Raw genomic sequence first — 12,654 nt, forward strand, 5'->3', positions numbered from 1 at the left:
GTGTTATCGCGTCATGGGCCGTGACCCTGCGCAGGGCCTGCCTTCGTTCGAACAAGTAGCGGAAGACGTTTATCCGGATGACCGCGCCCGAGTCGTGGAAAGCTTTGAGAAGGCCTTGCGCGAAGGCACCGACTGGGAAGCCGAGTACCGACGCGTGAACTCCGATACCGGCGTGAGAACCGTCCGTAGCCTGGGGCACCCGATTCGGGACCACTCTGGGCGGGTGATCGAATACATCGGCACCGTGATGGATATCACCGAGCAAAGGCGGGCGGATGAAGAGCGCGAGGAACATCTATGGTTTCTTGAGTGCATGGACCGCATCAACCGCGCCATGCAACGGACAAACGAAGTCGAGAGTATGACGAGTGGAGTGTTGGAGGAAGCGCGTGCGATCTTTGGTAGCGATAGGGCATGGCTGTTATATCCTTGTGATCCCGAAGCTCAAACCTGTCGTGCAGTGATGGAGCATACAGATCCAGACTATCCCGGCGCTTTGGTGTTTGGCCAGGAGATTCCGGTGGATGCGGAGACGGCAGAATCCCTACGCGACGTGCTGCAGGCTACTGGAGCAGTGGCGGATCGCATCCCGGCGAAACTTCGTCACCGATTCAACATCTTATCGACGATTGCGGTTGCAGTTCGCCCTAAAGGCGACAACCCTTACCTGTTCGGACTGCATCAGTGCTCGCATTTGCGTTCTTGGTCAGCAGTGGAGCGACGGCTCTTCGAAGAAATTGGCCGTCGCCTAGAGGACGCACTGGCGAGCGCACTTGCTCACCGTGACTTGCTAGCCAGCGAGGATGCGTTGCGGACGAGCGAAGAACGATTCCGAATCTTGGTCGACCAAGCAACGGATTCCATTTTTCTGTACGACGAAGATGGAATTGTGCTCGACGTGAACCGCCAGGCTTGCGAGTCACTAGGTTACGCACGTGAAGAGCTTATCGGTATGCGCACTTGTGAGATCGACTACGATGTCACAGCGGAAAGAACCCTGCAGATTAAACAGCGTTTGATCCAGGACGGAAACGCCACATTCCACGGCCGCCGCAAACGCAAGGACGGAAGCCACTTCCCCGTCGAAGTCCGTGCACGTGCGTTCAACCGAGGCGAGCGCCTTTTTGCAATTGCTCTCGCCACCGACATCACTGACCGCAAGCGCCGTGAACAACGGATGCTCGCACAGTTTGGCGTTACGCGAACACTGTCAGAAACGGGCTCGCTTGAAGAGGCAGGACCGCGCATTTTGCGCGAAATGTGTGAGGCACTCGATTTGGACTGTGCAGCATTTTGGCGGGTTGATTCGAATTCGTGTACGCTCGTATGCGTGCAAACTTGGCCCTTGACCACGAATGCAGAAACCGGCAACGTATCTGCATCAGGAGCCGGCGGTTTCGCCACAGGGCTTTCCGGGAAAGTATGGTCTAGTGGTGAACCAGTATGGATTTCCGACTTGGCGCTCGGCTCGGAGTTCCAGCGCACAGAAATTGCTGCGAAGGAGGGGCTCCGAGCGGCCTTCGCATTTCCTATTACTTTCAAGAACGATGTACTGGGTGTGATTGAATTTTTCAGTCGTGAGGTCCGCGATGCTGACCACGATCTCCTGCAAATGCTTAATTCCATCGCTAGCCAAGTTGGCCAGTTTATCGAGCGCTTACGAGCGGAAGATGCGCTGCGATCTGCACGGGAAAAGCTTGCACATGCAACGCGGATGGCGACTGTCGCCGAATTGTCCGCTTCCATCGCCCACGAGATCAATCAACCGCTGCAGTCCGTTGTCGCCAACGCGCAGGCGTGCCGGCGTTGGTTGGTTGCGACACCGCCCAACATTGAAAAAGCCCGTCTGAGTTCCGACTCTATTGTCCGTGATGGATACGCTGCCGCAGACGTAATAAGTCGTATTCGTGCGTTGTTCAAGCGCACGGCTCCTGCGAAGGTGGATCTTGATGTCAACAAGCTGATACTTCAGATATGCGAGTTGATGGATGACGAAATTCACGCGAACTCAATTTTCCTTGAGACTCGGTTAGCCAACGATGTCCCGATGATCAGGGCCGATGCAGTGCAGATTCAACAGGTTATCGTCAACCTCGTGCGTAACGCTATCGAATCGCTATCGGTTACTACTGGGCAAAAAAAATTTTTATTAATCCGGTCCCGGCATGACGGAGAAAACGTAGTAGTCGACATTCACGATGAAGGCGCAGGATTGGTCGATATAGAAAAGATATTCGAGCCATTTACCACGACGAAGGAAGAGGGAATGGGCATGGGTTTGGCGATTTCTAGATCCATAGTCGAAGCGCACGCTGGCAGTATCTGGGTAGTGCACAATGATGTCCGTGGCGTGACCTTTAGCTTCAGCCTACCTACGAAACGTTCGGATGCAATGTAACTTTGAACGATCATGTTACCTTCGCTCTTATCGACTATCCGTCGAACATAATCTCATTGACCATTTGGCATAGGTTTGCAAATTTAAGTTTGTTATGGGCCATTTCGAACGATGGATGATCTTCAATTCATGGCGCGTTATACTTGTTCACCTCCTAGCAATCAAGTTCACTGTTTCTGTCGGATTGAAGTCTGACTCGGTATGTTCTGTCACTGGTAGTATAGGATCAGGCTTGCTGGTGCGATTCGCCTTCTGCTTCTGATCTCTAGATTCTACGAATTGAGTAGACTGAAAATCATGATGAAATTCATAGATGCGCGCGGCTATGCCTCTCTCGCGAATATTAATTTCACGGATATTTTTAACTCTTGCTTCATTCGTTGTTCCGCCAAAGCTACTGGCGAATTCGCGCTTGTCAGGCCACGTATATTCTGATGTCACGAGCATTCCCCCATAAATTGAAAATTCTTTAATCCGTCAACAAATGGACGCAAATAAAAGACTTTCCTGCTCCCATACGCGTTAAGGATAGAGGACGGAGCATTCCCTCGCCATACCCCAATTTAGGGAGATTTTTTCAGTTTTTTATTTGCATATGATCGGATTCTTTTGCAAAAACGACGACTCACTTCGCACTTAATATAGGCAAAAGACCGAGCTGCGCTGCGATGAAAATGGCCTGTGAGCGAGAGCCCGCTCCAAGCTTTTCAAATATTTTCTTGATATGGCATTTGACGGTGCCCTCTGAAATTCCCAACCTACGCGCTATTCGTTTTGTGCTCAACCCGACTGCCATTTCTTCCAATACCGCTCGTTCCCGCGGAGTAAGGCATCCAAAGGAAAATTTTTTGACCAGTTGACTGGAAAATTCCGGCGATAAGTAAGGATCGCCTCGTGAAATCGAACGTATAGCGGCGAGCAACTCCTCCGCTCTCGCCCCTTTTGAGATTATTGCGCTCACACCGACTTCTAGGACAGAGGCAACATCAAATCCAATTCTCGATCGAATCAATAGGAGAAATTTAATGTGCGCATATCGCTGGCGAATCGCTTCCAAATCGGCTAAATTGAGCTCACCATCAGGAGCAAAAATTAGGACATTTGGACAGGTACGTTCTATATATGCGCCAATACTTTCCTCGGGGTCGTGCGGTGCAGAGCGGTTGATGTCGGAGGCCCGGTTGAGAATTGTTACCAGCCCTTCTAGAGTAATGCTTTCACGTTCGATAATGCCGACGGATATCAATGATGATGACAGGTCATGAACTTCCTCTGACTGATCATCATATAGTGATGTTATCCCTCTCATTAATGTAAGTTCTCGTTCCATAATAAATGACACCCCGCAGGAAGAAGTTTCGAGAAAATTTGCCGATGCTCGATTTGCTGTAAAAGTTATTCGACACGTGTTCCTCTTTGGATAACGATTCTTGCAGTACCTGTTTGTTGCGATAGCGCGGAGTTTCGGCCAATATTTGCAACGGTAGCATCGCTATGTAGGTCTAGGTCATCGAAAAAAATTCGAACATAAGCACAAAGGACGGCGGCCCCTCCTTAGCAATGTGCCGCAGATCGAAGCCGACTAAATCCGATAGGCGAAATATGCGCCACCGGGGATATATCGTCTTTTGATAACGTGCTCTGCTTTAGTCACTGTGCTCAGAGGGGGGTTACTGAATCTAGTTAGTTTTTCGTGAGGACGGTCGATTTGCACGGGAAATGACTGGATTCGATGGGAGATTTGGGCATAAATTGACCTGCATTTGAGTCTCAATCGTGGTGAATCGACTAGGATGTTCATTTACTGAGATGGACCCGACACCACCAATCGGAGCAAACTAGCATTTCATCCATTTCGTGTACGGAGGCCTGATAGGGATATCGATATTCTCGGGATTGATTTGGGGAAGCGCGTGTTTCAACTTGACGGTACGGATCACCACATTGATGAAATGTAGCTAGAGGGGAGAAAATTTATACAAGGAGACGTAAGTGGAAGATCCGCTGCTGTCTGATTTGACGACGGTTCTGACCTGATACAAACCGAGCCGTCCGTTCTCACTGACAATTCCCTTTATATTGATATTCCAATTGTCGTTGTTTAAGAACACGCTGAAGGTATCAAGTGCCTGCTTATGGCCTTGCCCAGTTTTTGGTTTAGGGAGCGCTATTGTGACCTAGCCATCGATAAATTAGGGAATTTCTCATTGAGACATAATTCTGTTGGTGTGGTTGTCAGGAGTGGAGTCCCATACTAGGCGCACTATTAAAGTGTTTCCCCGCTTCATTTAAGAGGCGCTCATCTGTCGCATGATAGTTTAGAAATCTCGCGGCAGGATAGCCAGTATGGTGTCCAAGTCGGGCTAGTGATAGCGGGCTTCAATTAGGTCTATCTCGCGCACCAACTTGCGCGAAAAATCGTCGGACAGTTGGCCATGTAACGCCAACTGGAAGATCGTGGTGCGCTCAGCCTGTAGAGCAGCCAGTCGCAGCACTTTTTCGGCATGGTCGCGCTCATGGGACCTGCCCTCCCCGAAGTCACTGTCGCTATCGGCACCGAGACGGTACTGGTATAGTCCAATCACGTATGCTGCTGCCTGCGGATAAATTTCTGGGTCGGGACTCCGAGACATCAGTTCTAGTTGCGCCTGCCCTATCGCTGCTATTGCCGCCTCAGCTGCCTCCCGCCGAGCACGATCCTCTGCTTGTAGTGCAGCCGGTTCATCCGGAAAATACATCCCACCCAGGAGACGGGGCAGACCGATGCTGGCCGCAAGCAGCGATAGCAGAATAATGGCGCTGGCCAGTAAAATCGTCAGGTCGCGTGCTGGGAACACGTCGCCAGAGGGCAACGTCAACGGCAGTGTCATCACGCCTGCCAGCGTAATAGCGCCGCGCGCGCCGGCCAGCGACGTAGCAAGCACCAATCGCAGTTGCAGCCTGGTTACTCTCGCATGGCTTTTGCTCTGCTTAAACATCATAAGCCGTAGTGTTCCCCAGACCCAGATAAAGCGTAGCATAATCAAGCCGGTGCTGATAGCAAGTGCGTAGCCCGCCAGCCACCAGCGGCTCATATGGGTGCCCTGGCCAATTGATTCGCCGGCGCCGCGTAGTATGTGCGGCAGTTGTTCTCCGAGAAGCACGAACATTACGCCATTCAGTGAGAACTGCACGGTATCCCACACAGCTGATCGTTTGATACGCGTGGAAGCTAATGTTTGCCCACTCAATTCCACGTGGCTCATCACGATCCCGGCGGAAACGGCAGCGAGGATGCCCGACGTATGCAAATGCTCGGCTGCCATATAGGCACCAAAGGGCAACAGCATGTTGACCAGGATTGACGATCCCACCGGCTCATCAAGGCGGCGCGTCAGCCATTGCTGGGCACCGGTGATCAGAAGCGTGACAATCACTCCAATAGCTATTCCGCCTGCAGCGAGCCATAGGAAAGCCAACGTAGCTGAGGTAAATGAAAATGTACCGGTCGTCGCAGCGGCGACAGCAAACCGAAAACACACCAGTCCGCTAGCATCATTAAGGATTGATTCGCCCTGAAGGATATGCGTCAGGCGCTTTGGAAACAGCGAACGCGCGGCAATCGATGAGACCGCAACAGGGTCGGTCGGGGACACAACCGCCGCCAGCGCGAACGCCACCGGCAGTGGCAGGGAGGGAATCATCCAGTGGATCATATACCCGGCACCCAGCACTGTGAATACGACCAGGCCCAGCGCCATTGCCAGGATGATGCCCTTGTCACGCAGTAGGTCGTTTTTCGGAATCCTCCAGCCGTCCAAAAACAGCAAAGGCGGCAGGAACAGAATGAAGAAGATATCCGGCTCCAACATGACACCGTTCCGGAAAAAAACGGCAATTAGCACACCCAGCGCTATCTGTAGCAAAGGCAACGGCAAGGGAAGTGGCAGCAGACGCAGCAGATAGCCGCTGGCGACCACTGCCAGTAGCATGGCCAGCACAATCTCAAATGAATTCATAGTTACTCTCGTTTAATGAGTCCGTGCAAACCGGAATTTCGCCACAATGGGAACGAAATTCTCCATCTGATAGCATAACAAGGCTATTCATCCCCCATGGCGTCTCTATCCCATCCTAAGACTTGCAAGAGAACCTCGCGCGCGCGTGCTTATGTGGGAACGGCTATTATCTGAGGGCATGTCCATTAAAGAAAATGATTGTTACTTGAACCGCTATATCGCAAGAGAGCTTTATTCTATTAGTCTTGCATATACAATGGCTGCCATAGCCGTTCCTTGAGTGTAGGATCAATACCCACCGAGGGTTGGTTTACCAGTTTCATGAATGATCGGTGTCATGGCCTGCGATACCGATCATTCATGCTGAAATGAAATCTGCGACGCTCGAATGGGACAAAGTATTTTATACTCTCAAAAGACAGCACTTAACACTCGGCTATCGGCCGGCACTCGACAACCTAGGCCAGTGGAAGCCTGAACAAGTCAGGAAGAGCTGGCTGTACAGGTCAATCTGATAGAAGACGAAATGACAAGGGAGCCTAAAACAGGTTCGACAGTAAGCAAACATCTGATCAGATGTGTGGCTATTTCCTGAACTAGAAGATCGCCCAAAGTATGTCCGGTTCTGTCGTTGAGATGTTTAAACTGTTTGAGATAAACGCTCGGTGTTAAATGTATAGTTGGCCTCATCGCCGCCAAATAAGTGCTTAGCAAGAACCGCCCGACCACCTATTCGATCTAATCGAGGCTCAGTGTAAATCAACAGAATAAATAAATCGAGGCATTGCCTTAAGTGCCTCTTTAGTTCCTCCGTCAATGACGAAATTTCCTTTGTCTTGCTTCAATTCACTTACAGGTATAGCGACATCATGTTTGTCGACACCTAGAAAGCCGCCGGCGCCCACAATCGCAAACGAGACCGCCTTGTCAGGAGCGATCACAATATCGTCGATCTTACCGATTTTTTCGTTTTTTGCGTTAAAAACGGGCTTTCCTAATACCTGATGCTTTGCACTCCAACCCAGAGCGTCTTCGCGCAGTTCTACTACGGCGACGCCGACAGAAGTTGATCCGACGATTTGTGCTTCTGCGATCGTTGAGACCATAATTATGGTACCTGTGAATGCCGCTAGTATTAACCGTTTCATTGTATTCTCCATAGTTGATAGTTGAGTTTGGCGCGATGATTCCAAATCTAAAGATCTCAGCTAATCGATGAAATTCGGAAATTGTCTATGGTCATACAGGCCATATCCCATTCATGAAAATGTATCGATTCGACGTGAGTCGTAGCATTTCAAATTAATAAAATCAAAAGAATCAATTCAGCCATTACTTTATCTATTTTTTTGAGATGCAGATTTAGGTTTGGTGCGAGAACGATGGTTCTTTGCGGAAAACTCACTTGGTTTCAAAACCCAGATTAAAATTGCCAGCGCATTCTTTGCGCCGAGTTCTTGGGAAATATTTATTATGTTTCAAAGATGGCGAAAAAAAAGACTTTGACAATTAATGAAAGTCACGACTGAAGAGGATGAAATGCTTCGCTCGCATTTTCCATTTTGGAGATTTACGGTAATCCGATTTCCGAGAAGGAGCGCAATCCGCATATGGAAAATATTGCTGATTTGAAAGCAAGCCTCCGTGCAGACTGAAGGAAGGAGTCAGAGCTTTTATTTACAATGCGCCGCTCGAAAATACTTGTGCAACAGAATCTATATGCTGGGCACTAACTTTTGAAATCCGCCCTGATATGGTTAACTTCGCAGTAGTAATACAAGCAAAGTGTCGCTCTGACCGGAGAAAGTACATGACGCTTTGGTTTGCGCTCGATGGCGTACCGGCAAAAAAATAAAGGGTATAGCGCTCTCGTACATTAAATAAATATGTAATGGCATCATCGAATGCCGAGTTGTAGACTTGTAGTTTCTGATGGGAAACAAATTTGTGGTACTGACTGCGCCCCTTACACCGCTTGCCACTTCTAGCCTCTGTAGACGCCTGGGAAGAACTCCGTGCAACTCAGCGATCTTCACTTTGCGACATCTAATGTCGCATGTGCCAGCCGAGATGACTTATTGAAGACAGCTAGTATCTTGTATTCTCCTATGCCGCTTTGATGGTCGTAATAAGCCAACCGTAGGCTCGATCATCACCGGCCATCCTGCAGCGCGGGTGCTTCCGGCGTTTCGCAGACTACAAGAACGGCGTCACTCCTGAAGCCGTCGTGGGCGGGTGCTCACGGCTAGAGCAAGCACCAAAATGGACCTGCATTACATGAACCGAAACGAACTCGATGTGGATAGCGCTCTGCTGCTCCGCCGGCACGACGGAGCAGTCCTTGTTCCCGAGAATTCCAACTACAAGCCACTCAACGATCTCCTCATTCTCAATGCACCGATGGAATCCGGCCGCTTCTTGCGCCTCGCCATTGGCATCGCAGCGGCGTTGGCCAAAGTCCACCAGAGTGGGCTTGTGCACAAGGATATAAAGCCGGCCCATATCCTGGTAAATCCCGACAGTGGCCAAGTCAGCCTCGCAGGCTTCGGCCTCGCGTCGCAGATTACACAGGAGCGTCCATCGCCCGAGCCGCCAGAGTTTATAGCGGGTACGCTTGCCTATATGGCGCCGGAACAGACCGGGCGGATGAATCGTTCGGTAGACTCCCGCAGCGATCTGTACGCATTCGGCGTGACGCTCTACCAGATGCTCACTGGAAGTCTACCTTTTACCGCGACCGATCCGATGGAATGGGTGCACTGCCATATCGCTCGAGAGGCGGTGCCTCCGCATGTACGCGTAACCCACCTGCCATCCATGCTTTCAGCGATTATTATGAAATTGCTTGCGAAAGCCTCGGAAGAACGTTATCAGACCGCGACAGGCGTTGAAGCAGACCTGCAACGCTGCCTCGCGCAATGGGAAACTGGGCGATACATCGACGAATTTTCAATCGGAGAGGGCGACATACCGGACCGGCTGATGATTCCCGAGAAACTGTACGGACGATCGTGCGAGGTCGAGGCCCTGCTCGCGGCCTTCGAGCGCATCGTTAAAAACGGAACCCCGGAGTTGGTACTGGTCTCGGGATATTCCGGAATCGGCAAGTCAGCCATCGTCAACGAGTTGCATAGGCCGCTGGTACCTCCGCGCGGGCTTTTCGCGGTGGGTAAGGCCGACCAGTACAAGCGCGACATTCCCTATTCAACGTTGGCGCAAGCCTTTCGAAGTTTATTACGGCCATTGCTTGGCAAAACAGAGTTGGAGCTCGCAGTTTGGCGAGAGGCTCTTCAGGAGGCGCTGGGGCCGAATGCTGGACTCGTTGTGGATCTCGTTCCCGAAGTGGAACTCATCATCGGAGCGCCTCCACCCGTCGCGGAGTTACCTCCACAAGACGCGCAACGTCGCGCGCAGCTAGCACTCAGCCGGTTTATCGGTGTTTTTGCCCGACCGGAACACCCGCTAGTGCTCTTCCTCGACGATTTGCAATGGCTCGACACGGCGACGCTTGACCTGATAGAGGACCTGTTGACCCGCTCCCATCCGCGAAATCTCATGCTGATCGGTGCCTATCGCGACAACGAAGTTAATTCCGCGCATCTACTGATGAACAAACTCGATGCCATCAAGGCCGACGGCGGCAAATTGGTAGAGATCACACTCACACCACTTGCCCCAGAGCATCTCCAACACTTGATGGCGGACGCTCTTCGCTGTAAGCCGGAGCGGGTTGCGCCACTCGCGTCGCTGGTGTATGACAAGACCGCAGGAAATCCCTTCTTTGCCATTCAGTTCCTTTCATCGCTCACAGAAGAGGAAATGCTTGTCTTCGATCATGACGCGGCGCACTGGTCATGGGACCTCGACCGTATCCACACGAAGGGTTATACCGACAATGTGGTGGAACTCATGGTCGGAAAGCTGACCCGCCTGCCAAATGAAATCCTACAAGACCTGCAACTGCTTGCCTGCATGGGAAACGGCGCAGAGATCGCCTTACTGGAAACCATTTCCCAGTGTCCGGTAAACGATCTCCTGGACCGGCTTCGGGAAGCAATTCGGGCTGGTCTCATCACTTGCTCAGAGCATTCCTGCAGCTTCGTGCACGACCGGATTCAGGAGGCGGCTTACTCCTTGGTCCCGGAGGAGGTCCGTGCGCAGACCCATCTCCAGATAGGCAGGGTGCTCGCTTCAAGCATCCCTCCGGAAAAGCTCTCGGAGATGATCTTCGAGATCGTCAACCACCTCAACCGAGCTACACATCTCATCACCTTACAGGACGAGCGTGAGAAGCTCGCCGAGTTGAACCTGATCGCCGGCAAGCGTGCGAAAGCCTCGTCCGCCTGCGCCTCTGCGCTGACTTATCTGCGCGCCGGCGCAGCTCTGCTGCGGGGGGATCCATGGGAGCGCCAGCAGGAGCTTGCCTTCACCCTGGAACTGCATCGGGCCGATTGCGAGCTCTGGATCGGCGGGCTATCATCCGTGGAAGAGCGTCTCGCTGTGCTTGCCACGCGCGCTGCCGGCACGGTTCAACGAGCGGCTGTCGCGAGCCGACGCGTGGATCTTTACACGATGCTAGGGGACTGCGACCGGGCGGTCGCGGTCGGTTTGGAATATCTCCGGCATGTGGGCATCGATTGGACAGCCCATCCTACCCCACAGGAAGCGCATTGCGAGTATGAACGGATATGGTCCCAGCTCGGAAGTCGTCAGATCGAGGAGATCATCGACCTGCCGCTGATGGAAGATCCAGAGTCTCGCGCGACGCTCGACGTGCTCATCAACCTAGGCGCCCCGGCGCTATTCACCGACGAAAATTTGTACGCGCTCGCCACCTGTAGGGCGGCGAATCTCAACCTGGAGCGTGGCAACAGCGACGGCGCACCTGCGCACTACGTCGCGGTCGCGCTAATCGCCGGCGACCGCTTCGGCCACCACGACGCAGGGTATCGACTAGGAAAGGTCGCTTGCGATTTGACCGAACGTCGCGGATTGACCCGCCTGGCAGGAAAAGCCTACCTGCTCTTCGCGCTCGTGGTACCGTGGACGAGACAGCTGCGGGAAGGGATCGATCAGGCTCGCCGTGCCTTTCAGATCGCAAACGAGCAAGGCGACGCGACGTTTGCTGCCTACGCCTGCCGCACTTTCAGTTCCGATCTTTTCGCTTCGGGCGCCCCACTCGATAGCGTTGAGCGTGAATCAGAACAAGGATTGGAGTTTGTGCGCACAGTGCAGTTTGGACTCGCTACCGACATGATGTTGCCCGCGTTCACACTCGTGCGTTCGCTCCGTGGCGAAACCGCGAAATTCGGCACGCTTGACGATGGCTCGTTCACCGAGGGCTCGTTCGAGGCGCGTCTCACCGGTCATCCGGCTCAGGCCATGCCTGAATGTTTCTACTGGATCCGAAAGTTGCAGGCGAGATTCTTCTCAGGTGACTATGTGTCGGCTGTCGACGCCGCGGAAAAGGCGGAGAGATACTATTCGACGGCAACGTCGCTTTCAGTCATGCTGGTGGAGAGGGTGGAATACCATTTCTATGCCGCCCTCTCCCTTGCGGCCCGCTGCGAACCCATGGGTTCCGATCCGCACCCAAAGCATCGAGAGGCGCTGACAACACACGAGAGGCAACTCCGAGAATGGGCGAAAAACTGCCCCCAAAATTTCGAAGATCGGGCGGTGTTGGTTGACGCGGAGATTGCACGCATTGACGGACGTTTACCTGAGGCAATGGATCTGTACGAGCGCGCCATTCGCTTAGCGCGTTCAAATGGCTTTATTCAGAACGAGGCGCTATCTTACGAACTGGCTGCCCGTTTCTACGTGGCGCACGGCCTCGAAGAGTTTGCGCATCTCTATCTAGGAAACGCGCGGCGCGCCTATCAGCGCTGGGGAGCCCATGGGAAGGTGCGACAAATTGATGGGCTTAATCCGGAGTTAAGGCTGGACAATCGAGCCCCAGGCTCGACCGGCATGATCGATGCACAGGTCGAGGATCTGGATCTGGCCACTGTGATAAAAGTGTCGCAGTCGATCTCGGGAGAGATCGTCCCGGAAAAGCTGATCGAATCGCTGTTGCGTATGGCAATCGAGCATGCCGGGGCAGACCGTGGATTGCTGATTTTTCCCCGGGACGGCGAATTCGTTGTCCAGGCGGAAGCGAAGACTTGCGGCAGCTCAGTTTCGATCAACCTCTGCGAGACGCCGGTTTCCGCGGACCAGCTTCCCACGTCAGTGATACGTTATGCTGCTCGCACC

The 12,654-nt window shown here is 52.6% G+C and carries 7 protein-coding genes; 2 read left to right on the forward strand and 5 right to left on the reverse strand.

The window, feature by feature from the left end; genetic code table 11:
- A partial coding sequence (locus IEW12_RS28640; protein WP_229751414.1) for a PAS domain S-box protein occupies window positions 1-2,398 on the forward strand: 2,398 nt, incomplete at its 5' end.
- Window positions 2,399-2,545: 147 nt separating this feature from the next.
- Here IEW12_RS28640 and IEW12_RS28645 read toward each other — a convergent pair.
- From IEW12_RS28645 to IEW12_RS28665, 5 genes are all read right to left on the reverse strand, one after another.
- Window positions 2,546-2,839, reverse strand: coding sequence for a hypothetical protein (locus IEW12_RS28645; RefSeq protein WP_188569585.1), 294 nt, complete (start codon window positions 2,837-2,839; stop codon window positions 2,546-2,548).
- A gap of 184 nt (window positions 2,840-3,023) precedes the next feature.
- A complete protein-coding gene (locus IEW12_RS28650; protein WP_188569586.1) occupies window positions 3,024-3,728 on the reverse strand; it encodes a helix-turn-helix transcriptional regulator in 705 nt (234 codons plus the stop codon).
- Window positions 3,729-4,761: 1,033 nt separating this feature from the next.
- Window positions 4,762-6,396, reverse strand: coding sequence for a Na+/H+ antiporter (locus IEW12_RS28655; RefSeq protein WP_188569587.1), 1,635 nt, complete (start codon window positions 6,394-6,396; stop codon window positions 4,762-4,764).
- A 483-nt stretch (window positions 6,397-6,879) separates the two neighbouring features.
- Window positions 6,880-7,086 carry a diguanylate cyclase domain-containing protein gene (locus IEW12_RS29170; protein ID WP_188569588.1) on the reverse strand — a complete coding sequence of 69 codons (207 nt, stop codon included), beginning with the start codon at window positions 7,084-7,086 and terminating at the stop codon, window positions 6,880-6,882.
- Between the two features lie 59 nt (window positions 7,087-7,145).
- Window positions 7,146-7,544: a PRC-barrel domain-containing protein gene (locus IEW12_RS28665; RefSeq protein WP_188569589.1), complete on the reverse strand. Its 399-nt coding sequence runs from the start codon at window positions 7,542-7,544 to the stop codon at window positions 7,146-7,148.
- 1,114 nt (window positions 7,545-8,658) lie between these two features.
- Between IEW12_RS28665 and IEW12_RS28670 the strand changes: the two genes are divergently transcribed.
- Window positions 8,659-12,654 (forward strand): ATP-binding protein (locus IEW12_RS28670; RefSeq protein WP_229751415.1); only part of this gene is annotated, 3,996 nt, incomplete at its 3' end.

Source organism: Parundibacterium terreum (assembly GCF_014636315.1).
GTDB classification, from domain to species: domain Bacteria; phylum Pseudomonadota; class Gammaproteobacteria; order Burkholderiales; family Burkholderiaceae_D; genus Undibacterium; species Undibacterium terreum.